Annotated in this window: 23 protein-coding genes and 1 tRNA gene; 12 read left to right on the top strand and 12 right to left on the bottom strand. The window is 58.5% G+C overall.

Going from position 1 to position 21,035, the window contains the following annotated elements; all coding sequences use genetic code 11:
• The first annotated feature begins 11 nt into the window (after positions 1-11).
• The 3 genes from devC (at position 12) to SIB73_RS05345 (ending at position 2,900) form a co-directional block, all read left to right on the top strand.
• Complete coding sequence (gene devC / locus SIB73_RS05335; RefSeq protein WP_413402333.1) at positions 12-1,208, top strand: ABC transporter permease DevC; 1,197 nt, start codon at positions 12-14, stop codon at positions 1,206-1,208.
• Positions 1,205-1,897 carry an ATP-binding cassette domain-containing protein gene (locus tag SIB73_RS05340; protein WP_413402331.1) on the top strand — a complete coding sequence of 231 codons (693 nt, stop codon included), beginning with the start codon at positions 1,205-1,207 and terminating at the stop codon, positions 1,895-1,897. The genes devC and SIB73_RS05340 overlap by 4 nt, the downstream gene beginning before the upstream one ends.
• An 82-nt stretch (positions 1,898-1,979) precedes the next feature.
• Positions 1,980-2,900 carry a DMT family transporter gene (locus SIB73_RS05345; protein ID WP_413402329.1) on the top strand — a complete coding sequence of 307 codons (921 nt, stop codon included), beginning with the start codon at positions 1,980-1,982 and terminating at the stop codon, positions 2,898-2,900.
• On the opposite strand, the gene SIB73_RS05350 is transcribed toward SIB73_RS05345, so the two are convergent.
• From SIB73_RS05350 to SIB73_RS05360, 3 genes are all read right to left on the bottom strand, one after another.
• Entirely contained in the window at positions 2,873-3,280 is a 408-nt protein-coding gene (locus SIB73_RS05350; protein WP_413402327.1) for a hypothetical protein, read from the bottom strand. The two genes, SIB73_RS05345 and SIB73_RS05350, sit on opposite strands and share 28 nt — an antisense overlap.
• 218 nt (positions 3,281-3,498) lie before the next feature.
• Entirely contained in the window at positions 3,499-3,861 is a 363-nt protein-coding gene (locus SIB73_RS05355) for a DUF2834 domain-containing protein (protein WP_413402325.1), read from the bottom strand.
• 148 nt (positions 3,862-4,009) lie between these two features.
• Positions 4,010-4,135 carry a hypothetical protein gene (locus SIB73_RS05360; protein WP_413402323.1) on the bottom strand — a complete coding sequence of 42 codons (126 nt, stop codon included), beginning with the start codon at positions 4,133-4,135 and terminating at the stop codon, positions 4,010-4,012.
• 730 nt (positions 4,136-4,865) lie between these two features.
• On the opposite strand from SIB73_RS05360, the gene ruvA reads away from it, so the two are divergent.
• The 3 genes from ruvA to SIB73_RS05375 are packed head-to-tail and all read left to right on the top strand — an operon-like array spanning position 4,866 to position 6,242.
• Complete coding sequence (gene ruvA, locus SIB73_RS05365) at positions 4,866-5,513, top strand: Holliday junction branch migration protein RuvA (RefSeq protein WP_413402318.1); 648 nt, start codon at positions 4,866-4,868, stop codon at positions 5,511-5,513.
• Between the two features lie 55 nt (positions 5,514-5,568).
• Complete coding sequence (gene rpsO / locus SIB73_RS05370) at positions 5,569-5,838, top strand: 30S ribosomal protein S15 (RefSeq protein WP_066906638.1); 270 nt, start codon at positions 5,569-5,571, stop codon at positions 5,836-5,838.
• A gap of 26 nt (positions 5,839-5,864) precedes the next feature.
• Entirely contained in the window at positions 5,865-6,242 is a 378-nt protein-coding gene (locus SIB73_RS05375) for a PAM68 family protein (RefSeq protein WP_413402316.1), read from the top strand.
• A 19-nt stretch (positions 6,243-6,261) separates the two neighbouring features.
• Here the strand turns inward: SIB73_RS05375 and SIB73_RS05380 are convergent, their stop codons facing one another.
• From SIB73_RS05380 to trpD, 8 genes are all read right to left on the bottom strand, one after another.
• On the bottom strand, positions 6,262-9,783 hold the full coding sequence (locus tag SIB73_RS05380; RefSeq protein ID WP_413402315.1) for a DNA polymerase III subunit alpha: 3,522 nt from the start codon (positions 9,781-9,783) through the stop codon (positions 6,262-6,264).
• Positions 9,784-9,872: 89 nt separating this feature from the next.
• Positions 9,873-11,336, bottom strand: a complete 1,464-nt coding sequence (gene gatA, locus SIB73_RS05385) for an Asp-tRNA(Asn)/Glu-tRNA(Gln) amidotransferase subunit GatA (RefSeq protein ID WP_413402314.1) — start codon at positions 11,334-11,336, stop codon at positions 9,873-9,875.
• A gap of 59 nt (positions 11,337-11,395) precedes the next feature.
• A complete protein-coding gene (locus SIB73_RS05390; protein WP_413402313.1) occupies positions 11,396-11,641 on the bottom strand; it encodes a DUF1816 domain-containing protein in 246 nt (81 codons plus the stop codon).
• Positions 11,642-11,741: 100 nt separating this feature from the next.
• Positions 11,742-13,439: a 23S rRNA (guanosine(2251)-2'-O)-methyltransferase RlmB gene (gene rlmB / locus SIB73_RS05395; RefSeq protein WP_413402311.1), complete on the bottom strand. Its 1,698-nt coding sequence runs from the start codon at positions 13,437-13,439 to the stop codon at positions 11,742-11,744.
• Between the two features lie 11 nt (positions 13,440-13,450).
• Positions 13,451-13,861, bottom strand: coding sequence for a ribonuclease III domain-containing protein (locus SIB73_RS05400; protein WP_413402310.1), 411 nt, complete (start codon positions 13,859-13,861; stop codon positions 13,451-13,453).
• Positions 13,858-14,205, bottom strand: coding sequence for an STAS domain-containing protein (locus SIB73_RS05405; protein ID WP_074160780.1), 348 nt, complete (start codon positions 14,203-14,205; stop codon positions 13,858-13,860). The genes SIB73_RS05400 and SIB73_RS05405 overlap by 4 nt, the downstream gene beginning before the upstream one ends.
• Positions 14,206-14,293: 88 nt before the next feature.
• Entirely contained in the window at positions 14,294-15,436 is a 1,143-nt protein-coding gene (carA, locus tag SIB73_RS05410) for a glutamine-hydrolyzing carbamoyl-phosphate synthase small subunit (protein ID WP_413402309.1), read from the bottom strand.
• Between the two features lie 34 nt (positions 15,437-15,470).
• Positions 15,471-16,517: an anthranilate phosphoribosyltransferase gene (gene trpD / locus SIB73_RS05415; protein ID WP_413402307.1), complete on the bottom strand. Its 1,047-nt coding sequence runs from the start codon at positions 16,515-16,517 to the stop codon at positions 15,471-15,473.
• A gap of 207 nt (positions 16,518-16,724) precedes the next feature.
• Here trpD and SIB73_RS05420 point away from each other — a divergent pair, with 207 nt between their 5' ends.
• The 6 genes from SIB73_RS05420 to SIB73_RS05445 all read left to right on the top strand — a co-directional run bounded on the left by SIB73_RS05420 (position 16,725) and on the right by SIB73_RS05445 (position 20,234).
• Complete coding sequence (locus SIB73_RS05420; RefSeq protein WP_413402306.1) at positions 16,725-18,476, top strand: ABC transporter ATP-binding protein; 1,752 nt, start codon at positions 16,725-16,727, stop codon at positions 18,474-18,476.
• A gap of 72 nt (positions 18,477-18,548) precedes the next feature.
• Positions 18,549-18,800, top strand: a complete 252-nt coding sequence (locus tag SIB73_RS05425) for a hypothetical protein (protein WP_413402305.1) — start codon at positions 18,549-18,551, stop codon at positions 18,798-18,800.
• 25 nt (positions 18,801-18,825) lie between these two features.
• Positions 18,826-19,548 (top strand): peptide-methionine (S)-S-oxide reductase MsrA, encoded by a 723-nt coding sequence (gene msrA / locus SIB73_RS05430; RefSeq protein ID WP_413406391.1) that lies wholly within the window; start codon positions 18,826-18,828, stop codon positions 19,546-19,548.
• Positions 19,545-19,733 carry a hypothetical protein gene (locus SIB73_RS05435; protein ID WP_413402303.1) on the top strand — a complete coding sequence of 63 codons (189 nt, stop codon included), beginning with the start codon at positions 19,545-19,547 and terminating at the stop codon, positions 19,731-19,733. Before msrA ends, SIB73_RS05435 begins: the two co-directional genes overlap by 4 nt.
• Positions 19,734-19,795: 62 nt before the next feature.
• Complete coding sequence (locus SIB73_RS05440; RefSeq protein WP_413402302.1) at positions 19,796-20,143, top strand: hypothetical protein; 348 nt, start codon at positions 19,796-19,798, stop codon at positions 20,141-20,143.
• 17 nt (positions 20,144-20,160) lie between these two features.
• A tRNA-Pro gene (locus tag SIB73_RS05445) sits at positions 20,161-20,234 on the top strand.
• A gap of 133 nt (positions 20,235-20,367) precedes the next feature.
• Here SIB73_RS05445 and SIB73_RS05450 read toward each other — a convergent pair.
• Positions 20,368-20,946, bottom strand: a complete 579-nt coding sequence (locus SIB73_RS05450; RefSeq protein WP_413406389.1) for a Crp/Fnr family transcriptional regulator — start codon at positions 20,944-20,946, stop codon at positions 20,368-20,370.
• Between the last annotated feature and the right edge of the window lie 89 nt (positions 20,947-21,035).

The following is a 21,035-nucleotide window of genomic DNA, read 5'->3' on the forward strand; positions in this document are numbered from 1 at the left end:
TGGTGGGCTGAGTGATCAAGCGCACCCCCATCGCCTGGCTTCAGTTATCCCACCGCCCCCTGCGTCTGGCGGCGGCCTTGGCGGGAGTTGGTTTCGCCAATGTCCTTGTGTTTTTCCAGCTCGGTCTCTCGGGGGGGCTCTACGACAGCCAGAAACGGCCGATTCAACAGTTCAATGGAACTCTGGCTGTCATCCCGCGTCGATACACCAATTTCGGAGAACCCGCCGGCTTCCCCAGATCACGGTTGACGCAGGTCCTTGGATTCCAGGGAGTGCGTGGAGTGAGCCCACTGCAACTGGGCAAGCTGCAATGGCTGAATCCGGAGACCCAGGCATCAACCCAGGCGCTGGTGATGGGCGTTGACCCCGGGAATCCGGCACTGATGCCTTCAGAAATCGGAGCGCAGCGATCATCGCTGCAACTGCAGGGAGGTGTTCTGTTTGACAAAGCCTCCAAGGATTCGGCAGGTCCGGTGAAGACCCGCCTTGAGCAAGGTCAGCCCTTCACCACTGAACTCAACGGTCAACGCACCAGCGTGAGCGGGCTGTTTCAGCTGGGCCTCACCTTCGCTGCAGACATCAATCTGATCACTTCAACCAGCAATTTCCAGAGTCTTTTCCCAGACCGTGATCCCGATGAGATTCAGATCGGGGTGGTTCAACTTCAGTCCGATGCCGATTCCAGCGATGTTCAAAGCCGGCTGAACGAAGTTCTCGGGCCCTCGCTGCAGGTTCTCAGCATTGAAGAACTCCAGCAGCGCGAGGTTGAGCACTGGAAACGCAACACCTCCTTCGGATTGATTTTCGGACTTGGTGTTCTTGTGGGTTTCAGCGTTGGAGGAATAGTTGTTTACCAGATTCTTTACTCAGAAGTGGGTGAACACATCAGTGAATACGCCACAATGAAAGCAATGGGATATGACGATCGTTTCGTCGTATTAATCATTATTCAGGAGTCAATTATTCTTGCAAGCCTTGCTGTTCTGCCAAGCCTGATTGTTTCCGCTCTGCTTTACAGAGTTCTCATGCAGGCCACCGGATTGCTGGTGGTGATGTCATTCAGTCGTGCGGCACTCGTGTTCACAATGACTTTATTGCTTTGCTCAGGCTCAGGCTCAGGCTCAGGCTCAGGCTCAGGCTCAGGCTCAGGATGGCTGGCTACAGCAAAGTTAAGACGCCTTGATCCGGCTGATGTCTTCAGAGCATGACCGAGCAAAAGCCACTGGTGGAAATCAAGGATCTGAATCACTGGTTCGGAGATGGAGATCAACGCAAACAGGTGTTGCGGTCGATCAACCTCACCGTTCAACCCGGTGAAATCACAATTCTTCTGGGTCCTTCTGGATCCGGGAAGACAACATTGCTGACCATGGTCGGCGGACTGCGCTCAGCGCAGAATGGAAGTCTGCGGATCTTCAATGAGGAATTGCGGCAAACATCGAAGACCAATCTCACCAGACTGCGCCGCAAAGTTGGGTTTATTTTCCAGGCTCACAATCTGATGCCCTATCTCAATTCCCAGAAGAACGTTCGGCTTGGATTGGAGGTTGTCCCTGAATGGCTGGAGCAAGGCCGGGCGGCCATGAATTATCGCTGCAACGAGGTGCTTGGACAGGTTGGACTGGGGGAACGCATTGACTACTTCCCTTCAAAACTTTCGGGTGGGCAGAAGCAACGCGTGGCGATCGCCAGAGCGCTTGCCGCTTCACCTCAGCTGCTGCTTGCCGATGAACCCACAGCTCCTCTTGACAAGGACTCCGGACGCGATGTGGTGGATCTGTTCAGGACCCTGGCCCGCGACAACAAGACCGCGATCGTGATGGTGACCCATGACAACAAAATTCTCGACATCGCCGATCGGATCGTGAAGCTCGAACAGGGCTCGCTGGTGGAATGAACCTGCTCTGATGTTCTCCACACAGAGCTCGATCAAACACAGCTCGGGTGGCATCGTTGAGAACTAGCTTGCAGACCGATGAATGCGAGGCCTGCTGACAACCTTCCGTGGATCGCAGTCCTCTGAGGAATGGAAGGCCTGCGTGAGTCTGGTCGGAGCTGCACTGGCCTTCAGCCTGATGACCGTCTGCGTCAAACACCTTGGAGGCCGCTTGCCCGTGGCTGAGGTCGTTCTGATTCGATCGCTGATCAGCCTTGCGATCACGATCACCATGCTGTGGCGACTGGGGGTGTCACCCTGGGGCCACCAGAAGGGATTGCTGTTGGTGAGAGGTGTGCTCGGCACTGGCGCACTGCTGATGTTTTTCCAGGCCATTTCCAGTTTGCCTCTGGCCGCAGCCACACTTCTTCAATACACCTACCCGACCCTCACCACGGTCTGCGCCTGGGCCTTGCTGCGTGAACCGATCCGCAAGCGCATCAGCCTGGCGATCCTGCTGGGGCTGTTCGGTGTCCTGCTTGTGGTGCAGCCCGAGTGGGCAGGACAGCCGATGGCAGGACTTCCACCGATCTCAGCACTGATCGGACTTGGCGGAGCCCTGTTAACGGCTCTCGCTTACGTGAGCGTTCGCCAGCTTTCTGTTCGGGAACATCCTCTGGTGATCGTGTTCTATTTTCCGCTTGTTTCAGTCCCGGCGACGTTGCCGTTCCTGGTGAACAATCTGGTGCTGCCGACGGCAATCGACTGGTTGTGGTTACTGGGGGTCGGTCTGCTCACGCAGATTGGACAGGTTTGGTTGACCGAAGGCCTGGCAGCGCTTCCTGCGGCACGCGCAACCTCAATCAATTACGTCCAGGTGGTGTTTGCCACTCTCTGGGGTGTTGTGATCTTTGCTGAACCGGTGACCGGTTCCGTGATCGTTGGCGCGCTTTGTGTGCTCGGCGCCACGCTCATCAGTCTCAGCGCCAGACAACGTCAGGCTGGATCGATAGCCAGTGGATAAGTGATCCAGGTCTGCGAAGTGCCGTCATCGGAACCACTCGGCAACGCCAGACGCCAGCTCTGGCCGCGTTCACCTCGCTCGAGAAACAACTCGAAGGTACTGTCGACCTTGACCGCATCTCCAGGCAGTCGCCAATCGAAGCGTCCGATGAGATGCACGCCCTTCTGATCACCAATGCTCAGACTTTCCTGCTCCTCAATGCGAACCCTGGTGACCTCTGGAGCACCGGAGGCCTCAAGATCCAGAGACTGGGCGATTGCACTCTGGGTGAGCTGAATCTGCTGGCCAAGAGCGCTGAGAATCACAGCACGAGGCGGACGATCGCCGAATGAACAGGAGGTCAGCCCCAGACTGATCAAGCACAGGAGCATGATCGACATCAACAATCTGTGCAGGCCGCCCAAAAGTTCAGTCACAGCAGAACATCGGGAGTGATCAAACGCGCTGAAAACTGAAATTCCAGTGACCTGCATGCCAACGATTGGTGGTGTCTGGAGCGCTCGGTCAGAGCTGTTACCCAGGCTAATCGCGGCAGGGATTCAGTAACCACTCCCCTCAGTTGCAGACAGGATGGCCTGTGCCGCATCGGCGGCTACGACTAGTCGGCCGCAGATGCAGCAGCCATGTTGCGCTCCCTGTTGAACATGAACAGACCGAATGAGAAGGCGAAGGACACAGCGAACGTCACTGCGATGTAGAGGTACCAGAACTTCATTTTCAGTCGAATGCCTTCCGCTGCGTAAAAGACAAACGATGCAATCAGAACCAGAGTTAGATCAGCAGCAATGAAACCGGCAGAAGCATTGGCCCAGACTCCCTCAGAGAACAAATTAACGATTTCAATTGGATCAGTCAGACCCAAAGCTTCCGTTTCTTGAATGAACTGATAGATGCAATACCAGGGCCATGCAATACCAGCAAGAGCAGTTGCCCCGTAAAGGCCAAGCCGTAACTTTGCCATGGATCAAGAATTAATCACTCACGATCTCATACGATAAGCAGCATTCAGGTGACGAAAGCTACAAAGAGTTGAGAGAAGATTGCTTCAAAAGAAAATTCGATTATCAATTAATCAAAATATTGATCGAAGGGAAATTCCCAATCACGCATCAATCAACAACTGTTGAATGCTCGGAACCGGCCCATAGGCCTTCATGGGAGCCATGCAGAGGATGGCCCGGATGCTGACGCCCCTCAGCGTAGTAGAGCTTTTCCGCCATGAGATCACCGACCATGGGCCTTGCGTTCGATTTCGCAGGAATGATCAGCAAAGCAATAGCAGCAAGAGAGGTAAAAAATTTCATGTTCAATCACAGTGCAAGATGTTGGAGCAAACCATGTCGTGAGTCATCGAAAAATTCCGGACTCTCGATTCATGAGTCACTGCATAAGAAACCTGTGTTATTCATGCAAAGCTTCAATCAACTGTTTTGGTCTAGGGCTGTTTCAGATCCAAGTGAAGTGTGGAGAGCCGCCATCAAAGGTACGGTCAGCCACCGGAAACACAGGAATTGTCAGAAGGAACTCAAGACGATTCAAAAGTTCGATTCATGAAGCAATGGCCGACATCATCAATCAACCGAGAATTCACCAATCAACGACTTGAAACCGTGCGCCAGCATCAACCGATCTGTGACAAATTCCACAGCAGTGAGGGTTGAATCCAAAGTATGTCCAGACCATCTCGATTCATGGACTGAATGCAATTCACAGCGACACGAACGCCATGAACAACAACACTCTTGAGCAGGAGCGGTGTGAACACTTCGGATCCATAGGTGGCATTGCTTCAATCAGCCTTGAATCGCTTTTTTCACCCTGTCAATCGATACGGAATCGTTTCCGCTTCTCAGCGGGGCTGACGGTGACAGCAACGATCCAGGATTCAACTCACCGGGTGACTCTGAACTCAGTTTTTACCGGCATCATTGATGGTGGTCAGGGTTCAACGGACAGGGGCATTCCATGATCGGCTGGCTTCAGGGCGAACGGATCCAGAGCTGGGAGCAGGGGGGCCGCCGAGGCGTCGTGATCGCCTGTTCAGGAGTCGGCTATGAGGTGCAGCTGACCAAACGCGACCAGCAGGCTCAGACCGATTCAAGCTGCACGGTCTGGATCCACCAGGTTCAGCGAGATGACGGGTCGACCCTGTATGGATTCCCACAGCAACGGGACCGTGACCTGTTCCGAACCCTGATAGCCGTGAATGGTGTGGGTCCTCAGATGGCCCTGTCACTGCTGGATTGCTGCGCCGCACACGATCTGGTCATCGCCATCATTGAAGGGGACCTGAAACGGCTGACGCAGGCTCAGGGGGTCGGCAAGCGCACTGCTGAGCGGATCGCCGTGGAACTGCGGGATCGCCTTGGAGCCTGGGCTCCCGAATCCGACGAATCGTCACTCTCCATTGTTGATCGCAGTGACGTGAAAGCGCTGCCGATTCAGCCGGATTCACTGCAGGAGCTGCAACTCACCCTCGAGACCCTCGGCTACGAAGACCTGGAGATCCGACGGGCCATGCGCGCTGTCGCCAGCAGTTCCGAGGTTCCTGAAGACAATGACGGCGAAGGCTGGCTGCGCGCCAGCCTGCGTTGGCTGAGCGAATCGGCTTAACGGGACCGCGGGCAGGTAGGTTGGTTCTTTGCACTGTCAGGGCCAGACGCCGCGCATGTCGCTCGATACCACCGAAAAGCAGCAGCTGATCAACACTCACCAGACCCATGCCACCGACACCGGTTCGGCGGAGGTTCAGGTGGCGATGCTGAGCGAGCGCATCTCGAAGCTCAGCAGCCACCTGCAGCAGAACAACCACGACTATTCCTCTCGACAGGGTCTGTTGAAGATGATCGGTCGCAGAAAGCGTTTGCTCAGCTATGTGAGGGGAAAGAGCGAACAGCGCTACACCAGCCTCATCGCCAAACTGGGTATCCGCGGTTGAGCCGCGTTCCGGAATCTGCATGAGTCATGGCTGAAAAACGCGATCGTCTCCCTTTTGAACCGCGTCGTTCAGTTTCCGAGACCAGCCGGAATCAAGCGATCCCAAGAGAAGTGGCCAACCGAATGGCCCGACGCGTCGCTATCTCCACAGGGGTTCCGTCCTTGATGGGGATGGCGGTTTTTGTGATCAGTTATCTGGTGGTGAGCCGGGGCATTCTCGATGTGCCTCCGAGCGTCACCCTTCTGGGATCAGGATTCTTCTTTCTGCTGGGACTGGTTGGCCTGAGCTACGGAGTTCTGTCCGCAAGCTGGGAACCTCAGCCGGGCACGGTTCTTGGACTCGAGCATCTGAAGCCCAACCTGCAACGTCTGCGCAGCTCAGTGAAAGCCCAGAAGCAGGGCTGAGCCCCACACCGATTCAGCATCATTTCATCAACGGGTCGCTGCAGCTGACGGTGAACGCACTGTTCTGCAGATGTCGCTGAGCCGCGGCCACATCCCTCACACAGAACTGGGGGCCAAGACGCACGTAACGCACCTCGGGACCTTTACGCACGGCAGCCACCACGGGAACGCGCACACCCAGTTCATCCTGGTCCGGACGCTGGGCCTGGAGGCACTCCCTGAGCTTGTGCTGAACAGCCACATCACAGGCCTGATCAGGATCCAGCTCCACCAAAAGCAACCGCAGATCATCAATCGCGCGGCAGTCATCCACGATCAACTGAACCCGCTCATCGCGTCGATCCACCGCTGCCCAGACCAGAAGCCTGGCCTCGGCCATGAGGTGATCGGAGAGCCGCGCATAACTTTTCGGAAACACCACGGCTTCACAGGAGCCCGTGAGATCCTCAAGCTGAAGAATCGCCATGCGGTCGCCTTTACGTGTGGTGACCTGACGCATTTCACTGATCATCGCAATGGCACTGATCTTTGACTTGTCAGCCTGTTCTTCCAGACAGGCCAGTCCGATCGGCGCCAGCAGACGGGCTGGTGCGGTGAGCTGCTTGAGCGGGTGATCGGAGAGATAGAAACCCACCAGGTCCTTTTCAAGCTTCAGTTTTTCGCTGGGGTGATAGTCCTTCACAGGAGCCGCCTTGGGAGCAAGGCTTAGATCCGTTGAGGCGTCAGCTGCATCCTCGGCGGGGGCCGCCATCAGATCGAACAGATTGCCCTGACCGCTGGCACGATCCCTTGCCCGGGATCCAGCCCAGTCGAGCAGAAGATCAAGGTCGGCGATCAGTTGCGCGCGGTTGGCCTCAGGCTCCAGCGCGTCGAGTGCTCCACAGTGGATCAACGCTTCGAGGCTACGCCGGTTGAGCACACTCGAAGGAATCCGATCGCAGAGATCGGCGAGTGACTGAAACACACCATCGGTCTGCCTGGAGCTGATCAGTGCCCGGATTGCACCGTCACCAAGGTTGCGCACCGCCGACAGGCCGAAAAGGATGCGGCTGTCTTTGGGAGTGAAATCGGTTCCGGATGCGTTCACATCCGGAGGCATCACTTCGATGCCCATGGCGTTGCAGTTGGAGATGTATCTCTGAACCTTGTCGCTGGCTCCGGCATTCACCGTGAGCAGCGCAGCCATGTAAGCCACCGGATAGTGCGCCTTCAGATAGGCGGTCTGGTACGTCACCGCTCCGTAGGCCGTGGAATGACTCTTGTTGAAGCAGTACTCAGCGAACAGCACCATCTGATCAAACAACTCATCGGCGACCTTGGTGTCAACGCCGCGCTCCGTCGCTCCCTTCACAAAAATGCTGCGATGCTTCTGCATCTCCGATACTTTTTTCTTGCCCATGGCCCGGCGCAGAAGATCCGCTTCTCCAAGGGAGTAGCCGGCCAGGTCCTGCGCGATGCGCATGATCTGCTCCTGATACACCATGATTCCGTAGGTCTCGCTCAGAATCGGCTCCAGGGTGCTGTGGGCGAAGTCGATTGCCTCCCTGCCATGTTTGCGGTTGATGAACTTTGGAATCAGGCCTGCATCGAGTGGGCCTGGTCGGTAGAGAGCCAGGATCGAGGAGATGTCTTCCAGGGATGAGGGTTTGAGATCACGCACGATCTGACGCATACCGGTGGACTCGAGCTGGAAGATGCCCTCGAGGTCACCACGGGCCAGCAGATCGAAGGTTCCCTGATCTTCAGGGGGCAGCTGATCAGGGTCGATCCGTTTGCCAAGGGTCTGCTCGACAAGCTCAAGGGTCTTGTCGATCATCGTGAGATTTTTGAGGCCAAGGAAGTCCATCTTCAGCAGCCCCATCGACTCCACGTCCTCCATGAAGTACTGGGTGATCACCTGACCGTCGTTGTTGCGCTGGAGAGGCACCAGTTCGTCGAGGGGATCCGCGGCAATCACCACCCCAGCGGCATGGACACCGAACGTTTTGTTGGTGCCTTCGATGCGCATGGCCATGTCGACCCAGCGCTTCACGACGGGATCCTTCTCGTAGCGCTCCCTGAAATCGGGATTCGGCGAGTCATCGCCGATCATCGCCTTGAGCTTGGCTGGCTTGCCCCTGACCACAGGGATCAGTTTGGCGAGCCGGTCGGCATCGCCATAGGGAATGTCCAGCACGCGAGCCACATCCTTCAGCACGGCCTTTGAGGTCATGCGGTTGAAGGTGATGATCTGAGCCACCTTCTCATCGCCGTAACGTCGGGTGACGTAATCGATCACCTCACCGCGGCGCTCAATGCAGAAGTCGGTGTCGATATCAGGCATCGACCTGCGTTCCGGATTGAGGAAACGCTCAAACAACAGACCGTTGCTCACGGGATCGATGTTGGTGATCCCGAGGGCATAGGCAACAAGTGATCCTGCGGCCGAACCTCGACCGGGGCCAACGGGAATGCTCTGTTCGCGAGCAAAACGGATGTAATCCCAGACAACCAGGAAATAGGTGGGAAAGCCCATCTGTTCCATGATTTTGAGCTCGTGCAGCATCCGATCGGCGTAGACCTCTTCGATGGTGTCTGCCGCTGTCAGGCCGAGACGCTCTCGCAGGCCCTGCTCGGTCACCTCCCGCAGGTAGGTGACGGGGGTATGGCCATCAGGGATCGGGAAACGGGGCATCTGATAGCGACCCAGGATGTCGTAGTCCTCAACTTTTTCAGCGACGGCGACGGTATTGGCAATCGCTTGCTTCACCACCTCAGGCTCGAGGTGATCAGCGAAGAGGTGGCCCATCTCCTCTTCCGATTTGAGGTATTCGGTGCCGGTGTAGCGAAGGCGCTTTTCGTCACTGATCAGCTTGCCCGTCAGCACGCACAAAAGCGCATCATGGGCCTCCACATCATTGCGGGTGAGGTAGTGGGCATCGTTGGTGGCAACAACCTTGATGCCCAGTTCATCGGCGATCTTCACGATCTCCACGTTGACGATGCGATCTTCCGGGGAGCCGTGGTCCTGAATCTCGAGGTAGAAATCGTCTCCGAAAACACTCTGATACCAGCGGGCCACATCGCGCGCCACATCAGGTCGTTCGCGCATGATGGCCTGTGGGATCTCACCGCCCAGGCAGGCTGTGGCCACGATCAGACCTTCGGAGTACTGAGCGAGCAGATGCTTGTCCACGCAGGCGCGTGAAAAAATTCCACGACCTCGCATGCCGCGCAGGTGACTGATGCTGGTCAGCTTGACGAGATTGCGATAACCGACGGCATTCTTGGCGAGCACCACCAGGTGATATCGACGCTCCTTCTTGGGTTGCGGGTCATCAATCGAACCATTGATGACATACATCTCATTGCCGATGATCGGCTTCACACCACTGCCTTGACAAAGCTTGAGCAGTTCCACAGCGCCGTACATCACCCCGTGATCGGTGAGTGCCAGTGCCGGCATTCCCAGCTCCTTGGCACGCTCCACCATCTGAGGCAGCTGGGATGCACCATCCAGCAGGCTGTAGTCGCTGTGGTTGTGAAGTGGAACGAAAGCCATGCTCCCAGCCTAGGCGCATGCGCAAGATGCAGTGCACAGTGAGCCCGACCAACACCAGATGCGGTGCTGACCGGACCTGAAGCATCGTGTCAGGCGGGCACCAGAGCCGCTTGCGGCCGGGACCTCATCACCTCCGCCGCCTGCTCATACTGATGAGCCACCTGCAGCAGACGGGGCTCCTGCAGGACATTGCCGATGAGCTGAACCCCGATCGGAAGACCGCCGGCATCGAAGCCGCAGGGAACGCTGATGGCCGGAAGACCGGCGAGATTGGCCGGGATGGTGAGCAGATCCGCCAGGTACATGGCCAGGGGATCATCCGCATGGGCACCGTTCCTGAAGGCCGTGCTGGGAGCAGTGGGCGTCAACAGCACATCAACCGACTGAAAAGCCACGTCGAAATCGCGCCGGATCAGTGTTCTCACCTGCTGCGCTTTCTTGTAATACGCATCGACATAGCCGGCGGAGAGGGCATAGGTGCCGATCAGAATGCGGCGCTGAACCTCACTGCCGAAACCCTCCGCACGACTTCTGGCAGTCATGGCAGCCAGAGATGTTGCGTCCCCTGCCCGATAGCCATACTTCACGCCGTCGTAGCGGGCGAGGTTGGCGGATGCCTCCGAGGGGGCGATCACGTAGTAGGTGGCGATGCCGTCGTTGAAACGGGGGCAGCTCACGTCCACCAGTTCGGCACCAAGTGATTTGAGCTGGTCTGCTGCCGCCAGCACCGACGCCTTCACCTGCGGGTCCAATCCATCCTGGTCAAAGCACTCGGTGACCAGACCGACCCGCAAACCTTTGATCGGAGCAGCAAGGTCAGCTGTGTAGTCAGGAACAGGAACATTCAGACAGGTCGAATCGCGCGGATCAGCTCCTGCCATGACCTGCAACAGTTCGGCGGCATCCGCGACCGATGAGGTGAACGGTCCCACCTGATCCAGGGAACTGGCAAAAGCCACCAGGCCGTAACGACTCACGCGCCCGTAGGTGGGCTTGAGACCAACCACCCCGCAGAAGGATGCGGGCTGACGAATCGAACCACCGGTGTCGGAGCCGATGGAAGCCAGACACTCGCCGGCGGCAACTGCGGCTGCACTGCCGCCGGAACTGCCACCCGGCACATGTTCAGGATTCCAGGGATTGGCGGTTGCACCGAATGCGGAGGTTTCGGTTGAGCCACCCATGGCGAATTCGTCCAGGTTGGTCTTTCCCAGAAGTACCGCTCCGGAGGTCCACAGTCGGTCAGTCACCGTGGACTCATAGGGAGGCACGAACTGCTCGAGCATGCGGCTGGAGCAGGTAGTGCGTACACCCTTCGTGCAGAGATTGTCCTTGATGCCGAGAGGGATCCCAGCCAGTGGCGGCAGGTCCTCTCCAGAACGACGAGCCTCATCGATGCGATCGGCATCAGCACGCGCACGCTCTGCCGTGACCTCGAGAAAAGCATGAACGCTGGAGTCGACCGCATCAATCCTGGCCAGATGTAGATCGGTGAGTTCCCTCGCGGACACCTCCCCGTTTGCCAGTTGCTGACGCCATTCGGCGATCGCCATGGTCAGGATTCGCGTGCAGCTGAGACGCTATCAGTCAGATGCGTTGGCATCGGGCCGTGTCACCCCTGGGATTCGATCGTGAACGGTTCAGCACGCCGACAGCGCAGAAGTGAATGATCAAGTGAAGCGGGGGATTCCGCAGACACATCGTTCAGAAAAGCAGGCAGTTCACGCTCCAAGGTGGTGCGACGCACGAAGGGACCGAACCAGTAGGTGACATCCGGGCCGTGGGTCTGAACCCGTGCCCACCAAGCCATACCTAGACCGTTGGCAAGTGAGCGCAGCGGTCGGTTCAGAGGGCCCATGGCGGAGCGAAGAAGACATCGTCATTGTGCACTGATTCACCGCTGGCGGAAGGATTCCAACCATCGCTGTTCCGAGTCCCTGAAGTTCGCCCCACTGCGGTCAGAGATCAATGCTGCCTTCAAAGCATGGTTCCGCCGTGTGAGGAAGACGTTCGATCCCCAGATCGATGCCTGGATCCTCAGGCTGTGGCTGGGAGCGCTCAGACTCGCTGGAGGCCTCTATCCCGGCAGTAACCGATGCATCGGCGGGCGATGTTGCTGCATCGTCACCAGCGGACGTTCCGTTGAGTGACGCATCAACGTGCTCCGGCGTCACCGGGGGCGGCGTCGACAGCTGGGGCCGCACGATGCGGGGGGAAGGGTTCTGCCCCTTCAATCCCTTCATCCAACCGCGGCGAGCCACCTCATACAGGCAAAGAGCTGTAGCGACGGAAGCGTTCAGGCTTGGTGTGACACCACGCAGAGGAATGCGGATCAACTGATCACAGTGGCGACGGGTCAGCATCGAAAGCCCCTGACCTTCGGAGCCGGTGACCACCACAAGGGGACCTTCCAGATCGACTTCTTCCAGGGTCTGATCGCCTTCCTCGGCAAGGCCGACCACGCGATATCCGGAATCCTTGAGCGATTCGAGGGAGCGGTTGAGATTGACAACCCGAGCCACGGGAAGGTGTTCCAGTGCGCCGGCAGCGACTTTGGCCACGGATCCCGTGAGACCTGCACTGCGACGCTGAGGCAGAACCACCCCGTGTGCCCCAAGGGCTTCAGCGGAACGAACGATCGCGCCGAGATTGTGAGGATCGGTGAGTCCATCCAGAGCGAGCAGCAGCGGCGGTTCATTGAGCTCGCTGCAACCGTCGATCAGATCAGGAAGATTCAGGGTGTCCGCTGCTGCGGTCTGCAGAGCGATGCCCTGATGAACCGCACCACCTGTCATCTGAGCCAGACGAGCCCAGGTGACCTCCTCCACCAGAACTCCGGAGGACTTGGCATCACGAAGCAACTGCATGAACTTTGGAGCACTGCGCATCTCACTGGTGCACCAGATGCGATGGACCGGACGACCGGCCTCGAGCGCCGCCTGGGTGGCATGACGGCCCCAGAGCAGATCATCAGCCACGGGATCAGCCCCATGGGGAGCAGCTTCTCCTCGGGGCTGGTCTGCGGCCTGACGATCATGGCGTTCGGCCCGCCCGGGAGAGACAGTTCGGGAGTCCCCGTCACTGAAACGGCGTCCTCCCGGACGACGGTCCGCGAAACGCCTGTCATCAGAACGATGTCCCTTGAAGCGCTGATCACCATCGCGACGGGCTTCAGGGCGGCGACCTTCAAAACGGCGGTCTTCAAAGCGGCGGTTGCCCCCGCGGCGATCGCCATCGCGACGATCAGCTTCGCGACGGTCTGCTAGGCGGCGGTCAGCGTCGCGACGGGCTTCAGGGCGGCGACCTTCAAAACGGCGGTCTTCAAAGCGGCGGTCTCCCTGACGGCGTTGCTCAAAGCGCCGCTCGCCATCACGGCGATCACCACGGTCAGAGGATCTCAATCCATCTCTTGGACCGCCTGGACCGCCACGCAATGCACCAGACCTGGACGGTGCCCGTCCTCGAAACTCTCCATCACGCGACCCTCGCCAGGGAGTGTCAGCGCGACTGTTGTCCCCATCCCGGCGGCGGGATCCCGTCGGACTGCCCTCCACCTTGGGGCGTCGACCTCGGGCCCCGCCTCGAGGCGGTCGCCCGCCTGCGGAATCGCCACCACGGGAGGGGCGGGCGGAGCGGCGATCAAAACGGGAGCTCATGGAATCGATGGTTATGACAGGGCGGATTCGGTCTCCTCGAGTCGATCCAGAAGCTGGGCAAGCCGCGTCGGATTCTGCAGAAAGAGCCAGCCAACCATTGTCTCAAATCCTGTGGCCTTTCCATAGGCAGCAGGGTCTGCACCCCTCGGGCCGCGACCGGCACGATTGCGACCACGACGCACAAGATCCTTTTCCTCTTCAGTGAGCCACGGCTCGAGCCGTTTCAGGGCAACAGCCTGGGCATCGGCACGAACCTCGGAGACCACGGCTCGATGCAGGTCCTTGGAACGTCCGGCCTGGCGGCAGTGCCGCAGCCGTTGATGCAGTTCCCATACAGCATCTCCAAGCCAGGCCAGCTGCAGGGGGCCAAGATCAGTGGATCCCGCCGGAAGAGACTGTTGAAGCCGGATCCAGTCGCTCAAGCAGCCAGCTGGGTGTAAGCCGTCTCAAGATCGTTGACCAGATGCAGGAAGGATTCCAGTCGGACCAGTTTCACGGTCTGGGTGACACGGGCGTTGCCAACCACCACGAAGCTGCGCTTGGCGTCTTTGCATTGTTTGGCCAGCTGCACCAGTGCACCTAGACCGGAGGAATCGAGAAAGTCGATTTTGCTCAGATCAAAGACAGCCGGAAAGGCGTTGGCCTTCAAAACATCCATCACATAAGTGATGAACTGCTTTTCGGAGTAGGCATCCAACTGGCCGGTGAAGTGAAACACCAGGCAGCCATCTTTCTGCTCAAAGCCTCCACGGAGCGAAACCGTCAGTCGCTGCAGTTCAGTGATGGGACCAGACCCCCCATGTTGCGTCGTCGTCGAGCGAAGTGTAGTGATGCTCTCCGGGACAGACCACGCATCAGCGTCGATCTGACATCAGCGAAACGAAACGGGCGAAATGGTGGTCGGCGTCGTGGGGACCAGGACTCGCCTCGGGGTGATACTGCACGCCAAACATCGGCTGTTGCCTGTGAGCCATCGCTGCAACGGTGCGGTCGTTGAGGTTGAAGTGGGTCACCTCGATGCTGTCGGTGGGGAGACTCACGGAATCCAAGGCAAAACCATGGTTCTGACTGGTGATCTCAACCTGTCCGGTGGTACCGCAGGGATGGTTGAGGCCGCGATGCCCATAGACGAGTTTGAACGTGGTGCCACCCATCGCCAGTCCAAGAATCTGATGGCCGAGACAGATGCCGAACAAAGGAAGATCCCGTTGCTGGATCAGACCCCTGGCCAGTGCAATCCCCTCACTGACAGCCGCTGGATCACCGGGGCCGTTGGACAGGAACACACCCTCAGGATTGCAATCCAGCACGCTCTGCAGGTCGCTGGATGCAGGCATGACTGTGACATCACAGCCGTGACTGACCAATCGATCGAGAATGGCTCGCTTGATGCCGAAATCAATCGCAACGACGCGATACGGGCTCTCAGGTCGACCACTGTGCAGACGTCGGTCGAAATCAACGGCGCAAGGCGCGCTCCAGCCATAGGGAGTGGTTGTCGAAACCCTGTCGACGAGATTCAGGCCTTCCATCGACGGAGCAGAGCGCACCAGCTCAAGCAGCTCAGCCGGCGAGCGTCCATCGGAGCTGATCACACCGTTCATCGCTCCTGTTTCACGCAGATGGCGAACCAGCGCACGGGTGTCAATGCCGTGGATACCGATGACGCCGTGGGTCGTCAACCAGTCCTGAAGACTCTGCCGGGAGCGCCAGTTGCTGGCCACCGGTGAGAGCTGCCGGGCAATCAGACCTTGAGCCTGCGGCTTATCGGCTTCCTGATCGTCAGGATTGACCCCGGTGTTGCCCAGCTCCGGATACGTGAACGTGACCAGTTGTCCGTAATAGCTGGGATCGGTCAACACCTCCTGATACCCGGTCATGCCGGTGTTGAAAACAACCTCGCCGACCACGCTGCCGCCGGCGCCACAGGGCAGACCTGAAAAGACAGTGCCATCGGCCAGCACAAGCCACGCCGACTCCCCGGATGAAGCAGCCATCAGCAGATGAATCCCCTCAACAACGCTGGAGCCCTCATCCTCCCTCGGCGGGGGTCAGGGCCAGCCGCAGCTGCTCAAGACGCTCCCAGGCATGACCATGCCCCAGAGCCGCGAGAGCTCGCTGGGCACCCACCTTCAAGTCCATCTCCACACCGGCCACCCAAAGCACCAGAGCACAGTTGAAAGCCACCACATCCATCTGAGCCTGGGTGCCGCGGCCCTGGAGAAGCTCTCTGAGAATCGTCTGGTTACAGGCGAGATCACCGCCGCGCAATGCATCGAGAGGTGCCGCCCGGAGACCCAGATCCCCCGGTGCGATGGATTCAGACCGCAGCACTCCGTTCTCAAGAATGCGCAGGGAATTGGGACCCGCCAGCGAGGCTTCATCGAGGCCACCGGCGCCGTGAACAACCACCGCCCGGTCCTGACGAAGGCTTTGCAGTGCTTCCGCCATAGGATCCAGCAGGTCTTCGGTCGCCACGCCCAGCACCTGACCGTTGGGACGCAAGGGATTCACCAGAGGGCCAAGCAGATTGAACACCGTTCGCACACCCAGACTGCGGCGCAGCGGGGCCAGATTCACCAGAGCCGGGTGCCATGCCGGTGCAAACAGAAAGGTCACCCCTGCCTGAGAGAGGGCATCGATCACCTGGACAGCAGGAGCCTGCAGATGCAGGCCGAGGCCTTCGAGCACATCAGCTGAGCCCACCTTGCCGCTGGCGCTTCGATTGCCGTGCTTGGCCACATGGGATCCACAGGCTGCGGCCGTGAATGCGACGGCTGTGGAAATATTGAACGTGTCAGCACCGTCGCCTCCCGTTCCGCAGGTGTCCACCATCAGCAGATCTGGACGTTCGCCGGGGAGAGGACAGGCCTCGCGCAGCACCGCCGCCATGGCACCGAGTTCGCCGCCGTCCACCCCTCTTGAGCGGATCGCAGCCAGGAAAGCCCCTGTCTGCACAGGCGTGAGCTCCTCGGAAAGCCAGGCCCTCATCAATGCCGCGGCCTGATCAGGAACAAGCACACCTCCATTCAGAAGATGCTCCAGTGTCTGAGGCCAGGAAACAGATTGGGAGACCATGGAAAAGAGAGGCCTGGAGCCTTGGGTTCGACGGACAGAAAAAAGCCCGGGTGCAGATGCACTCCGGGCCGGGTGATGGGGACATCAACACTATCCCTTAAAAAGGATGCAATGGCCAGTTCGACGCCAATCTCAACCCTTCCTCGCGCTCTGCTCTCGCCTGAGCATCAGCTCAATGCCTAGGTTGATCATTGTTCAGAAATCGCGATGGCCGCTTTTCGCCTCGATCTGATCGGCCGCTACCTGAAGCCCCATCGCCGAACGGTGCTGATGGGTGCGGTTGCTCTGGTCATCGTGAACATTCTCAGCGTCACCATCCCTCTTGAGGTTCGGCGGGTGATCGATGACCTTCAGGAGGGTTTCGCCTTCTCCGATGTGCTTGCACAGGCGGGATGGATCGTGCTTCTCGCGACGAGCATGGGGGTGGCGAGGCTCATCTCACGTCAGCTGGTCTTTGGAGTCGGGCGTCAGGTGGAGGTTGAGCTTCGTCAGAAGCTGTTTGATCAGATGCTGCAGCAGGAGCCTGGATGGGTTCAGCAAACAGGTAGTGGTGAGGTGATCAGCCGAGCCACCAGCGACGTTGAGAACGTTCGAAGACTGCTGGGTTTTGCAGTGCTGAGTCTCACGAACACCGTTCTGGCCTACGCGTTCACTCTGCCGGCCATGCTGGCGATCGATCCCGGTCTCACCGTTGCTGCGATCTCCCTCTACCCGGTGATGCTCGGTGCAGTGCGCCTGTTCGGTGGGCGAATGATGCGCGAACAGCGCCGCCAGCAGGAAGCGCTGGCAGGTCTGAGTGAACTGATTCAGGAAGACCTTTCAGGGATCGCAGCGATCAAGATTTACAGCCAGGAAGAACAGGAACTGAATGCATTCAGTTCGCGCAACCGCGGATACCGCGATACCGCCATCCAGCTGGCGCGTACGCGCAGCACCCTGTTTCCCTTGCTTGAGGGCATCTCGTCGATCTCCCTGCTGCTGCTGCTCGCACTGGGGAGCGGTCAGCTCCAGCAGGGGACGTTGTCCATCGGTGGCCTGGTGGCCCTGATTCTTTATGTGGAGCGATTGGTGTTTCCCACGGCTCTGCTTGGTTTCACGCTTAATACATTCCAGACCGGACAAGTCAGCCTGGAGCGTGTTGAGGAACTGCTGTCGAGACGACCGCTGATCAATGACCCTGTTGAACCGGAGTGTCTTGAACAGCCTGTGCGCGGAGAACTGGAGGCCCGCAACCTTCACATCCGCTACGACGGATCCGATTGCGACACCCTTGACGGTCTGAGTTTCAAGATTCACTCAGGCGAACTGGTGGCCGTTGTGGGGCCGGTGGGCTGCGGCAAGACCACGCTCGCCCGTGCCCTTGGTCGCATGGTGGAGGTGCCCCAGCATCAACTGTTTCTCGATGGGCACGACCTCACCAACCTGCGTCTTGTTGACCTGCGTGAACAGATCGCCCTGGTTCCTCAGGAGGGCTACCTGTTCACCAGCAGCCTGGCGGACAATCTTCGCTACGGCGAACCCGAAGCCGACATCGGTCGGGTTGAGGCAGCGGCTGAACAGGCTCGCCTGCTGGGAGATGTGCGCGGTTTCCCCGATGGCATGAACACACTGGTGGGAGAGCGGGGGATCACGCTCAGTGGAGGCCAGAGACAACGCACCGCGCTCGGCAGGGCCCTGTTGCTTAAGGCTCCTGTTCTGGTTCTCGATGACGCACTGGCGAGCGTTGACAACAACACCGCAGCAGAGATTCTCGCTTCAGTCCGACGCCAGACACAACGCACGATTGTGATGATCAGCCATCAGCTTTCGGCGGCCGCGGCCTGCGACCGAATTCTGGTGCTGGATCAGGGACGGCTGGTTCAACAGGGGCACCACTCCGATCTGATCACGGAACAGGGCCTTTACCGAAGGTTGTGGGAGCGGGAACAGGCAGCTGAACGGCTGGAATCGGCGGCCTGACGCAAAGGTTGTGCAACGTACGGGCGACAAACCCTGTTGCCTCGGCTTAGCTGGAGTCTCTGCTGCCGAACCATGACGTCAGGTACTCCTTTTTCGGTCCGCTGCACCCTGACGTTCGGGGATATCTACGGGCAGATTCTGGCCTGGATGGCTGTGATTTTTGTAAGCCTTGCGTCAGGGCTGGCGCTGATGGGGTCCTCAAGACCGGTGTTTGCACTGGTCGGAGTCGGCCTGATTCTTGTGCTCAGCGTCCCGTTTCTGCTGTTCGCCTTCGTCACCACACTGCTCAATCACATCCGCCTGGAACCCATGACATCTGCCTAGGGTTCGGGCGAATGACATGGATGTGATGCTGCCCAACTGGCTCACCGGTTCTCAGCAGGGACTATCAGACAGCAACGCTGACGAGCGTCATGTTGTTCTCGGCACTCCCCTGAAGGCCCCGCTGATGGAGGATCAGGAGGAAATTGTTTTCGGCTGCGGCTGTTTCTGGGGCGCGGAAAAGGGTTTCTGGCGGCTGCCTGGTGTTGTATCCACTGCTGTTGGCTACGCCGGCGGGCAGACACCATCCCCCAGTTACGAGCAGGTCTGCAGCGGACGGACCGGGCACACCGAGGTGGTGCGTGTGGTGTACAGCACACCAGCCATTGATGTCAGCGATCTGCTCAAGCTGTTCTGGGAATGTCATGACCCCACCCAGGGAGATCGTCAGGGCAATGACCGGGGAAGCCAGTATCGATCGGCGATCTACACCACCACCACCCGACAGATGCAGCTCGCACTGGCCAGTCGTGACTGGTACCAACAAGCCCTCACTCAGGCCGAACGGGACAGCATCACGACTGAAATCGCAGCTGACCGAACTTTTCATTTCGCCGAAAACTACCACCAGCAATATCTGGCACGACCAGGCAGCCGGCCCTATTGCTCCGCCATGCCCACAGGGATCCTCCTCGGTGCCTTTGAAGCTGCTGACTACCAGTTGCCCAGCCAGGTCTGGACCCATTACGACTGGAGCATCAGCCACTGCGTGCTGCGTGGAGACAACAATCCGATCCAGCTGCAGGCATGAATGACCCACTGCCCGACAGAGTGGTGATCGCCGTCATCGCTCTGACGGTGATTCTTGTCTTCGCCATGGCCTTCGCCCTGAAGCCCCGATCCGATGATCAGCCTCCCTTTCTCTGGCGTGATGAATCCCAGTCCCCTCCTGGACTGGTCTCCACACCTTCACAGAGAGCAACCCAGGGGATCTGACCACTGCCTGCGCAGCCGATAAACCGACCTGGCAAGGTTGGAAACTGGTCTCCTCGCAAGGCGTGCCCACCATTCCTGAGCCCAAGCCCCCCCGTCGCCTGCATCCCCTGCCGAGCGGCCTGGTGGAGCTTTACGGTCTGATCGCAGTGCTGGTGGTGCTCATACCGGAGTGGATCGCTGATGGAACGCTGAGTCTCAGCGACAACCAACGTCGCACTGATCTGCCGATCGCCTCAAGAGCATGGAGAACGCTGCCTGAGCTGCAGCTTGCCTCAATGAATCTTTCAGCGCTGCGTCAGCTGGCCAGAGAAATGCGCCTCTGGGGGTATTCAAGCGAAAGCCGAGACAGACTCACAACAAGACTGCTGGCACGCATCAAGCGACACACAAAGAGCGGGAATGCCTTGTGATAACTTGAATCTGCCGTCGGGGCGTGGCGCAGCTTGGTAGCGCACTACTTTGGGGTAGTAGGGGTCGTGGGTTCAAATCCCGCCGCTCCGATGTCACAGTCCAATCGATGACGAAGACTCCTCGTTTGGGGAGTCTTTTTTTATTTGCTTCACCGTAATCGGCTTGATCAAGCGATCACAATCTCACTGAATCAAAACACTCAGGAAATTAGGCACAGAGAAATTCATTTACAGGGCACATGGGTGATCACAAGGTGGCGCTGACCATCGATCTGGAGCCAGCCCTCATCTCTGAGCAGTCCGATGACCCTGGTCACTGTCACACGGGTTGTACTCAGGGCACTGGCCATCTCCTGGTGAGTCAGACGCAGATTCAGGCGCAATCCCTGGTCACAGGGCTGACCGTAATCCTGGGCAAGCAACTCAAGAAATCCCCTGACTCGCTCCTCAACACGACGAAGTCCGAGAAGAGACAGCAGATATTCCGACTGCCGATGCCGTAGCACGACCGCTCCCAGGAAATTATTGGCAAGGTCCTGAGACTCCCGGACCTCGCCCATCGTCATGCAGAGAAGATCGGAGTCGGTGAGCGTGACGGCCTCATAAGCCTGCACCGTACTCAATGGCTCACCAAAGGTTTCATTGGGACCTGCGAGACCAAGCAGCAGTTCATCACCATGCACAGAAACCGCACCAAGCTTCACCATGCCGTTAACAACAAGCCACAGCCTGTTTTTGTGCAGTGGCACAACATTTCCCGCGGCGAGGTGCAAGCGATTTCGGTTTTGAAAACTGGAGTCCAGAAGGAAGAGCTCTACTTTTCAGACTTTGATTCTGCTGGAGTTTCAACAGAACCGACTGACGATTCCCTACCGAGCAACGTATGGAGCGA

This window comes from Synechococcus sp. MIT S9509 (assembly GCF_047303035.1).
GTDB lineage: Bacteria > Cyanobacteriota > Cyanobacteriia > PCC-6307 > Cyanobiaceae > Synechococcus_C.

Coding starts and splice junctions, on each gene's coding strand:
- SIB73_RS05340 (WP_413402331.1), top strand. CDS start 1,205: ATGACCGAGCAAAAGCCACTGGTGGAAATCAAGGATCTGAATCACTGG.
- SIB73_RS05345 (WP_413402329.1), top strand. CDS start 1,980: ATGCGAGGCCTGCTGACAACCTTCCGTGGATCGCAGTCCTCTGAGGAA.
- SIB73_RS05350 (WP_413402327.1), bottom strand. CDS start 3,280: ATGTCGATCATGCTCCTGTGCTTGATCAGTCTGGGGCTGACCTCCTGT.
- SIB73_RS05355 (WP_413402325.1), bottom strand. CDS start 3,861: ATGGCAAAGTTACGGCTTGGCCTTTACGGGGCAACTGCTCTTGCTGGT.
- SIB73_RS05360 (WP_413402323.1), bottom strand. CDS start 4,135: ATGGTCGGTGATCTCATGGCGGAAAAGCTCTACTACGCTGAGGGGCGT.
- ruvA (WP_413402318.1), top strand. CDS start 4,866: ATGATCGGCTGGCTTCAGGGCGAACGGATCCAGAGCTGGGAGCAGGGG.
- rpsO (WP_066906638.1), top strand. CDS start 5,569: ATGTCGCTCGATACCACCGAAAAGCAGCAGCTGATCAACACTCACCAG.
- SIB73_RS05375 (WP_413402316.1), top strand. CDS start 5,865: ATGGCTGAAAAACGCGATCGTCTCCCTTTTGAACCGCGTCGTTCAGTT.
- SIB73_RS05380 (WP_413402315.1), bottom strand. CDS start 9,783: ATGGCTTTCGTTCCACTTCACAACCACAGCGACTACAGCCTGCTGGAT.
- gatA (WP_413402314.1), bottom strand. CDS start 11,336: ATGGCGATCGCCGAATGGCGTCAGCAACTGGCAAACGGGGAGGTGTCC.
- SIB73_RS05390 (WP_413402313.1), bottom strand. CDS start 11,641: ATGGGCCCTCTGAACCGACCGCTGCGCTCACTTGCCAACGGTCTAGGT.
- rlmB (WP_413402311.1), bottom strand. CDS start 13,439: ATGAGCTCCCGTTTTGATCGCCGCTCCGCCCGCCCCTCCCGTGGTGGC.
- carA (WP_413402309.1), bottom strand. CDS start 15,436: ATGGCTGCTTCATCCGGGGAGTCGGCGTGGCTTGTGCTGGCCGATGGC.
- trpD (WP_413402307.1), bottom strand. CDS start 16,517: ATGGTCTCCCAATCTGTTTCCTGGCCTCAGACACTGGAGCATCTTCTG.
- SIB73_RS05420 (WP_413402306.1), top strand. CDS start 16,725: ATGGCCGCTTTTCGCCTCGATCTGATCGGCCGCTACCTGAAGCCCCAT.
- SIB73_RS05425 (WP_413402305.1), top strand. CDS start 18,549: ATGACGTCAGGTACTCCTTTTTCGGTCCGCTGCACCCTGACGTTCGGG.
- msrA (WP_413406391.1), top strand. CDS start 18,826: ATGCTGCCCAACTGGCTCACCGGTTCTCAGCAGGGACTATCAGACAGC.
- SIB73_RS05435 (WP_413402303.1), top strand. CDS start 19,545: ATGAATGACCCACTGCCCGACAGAGTGGTGATCGCCGTCATCGCTCTG.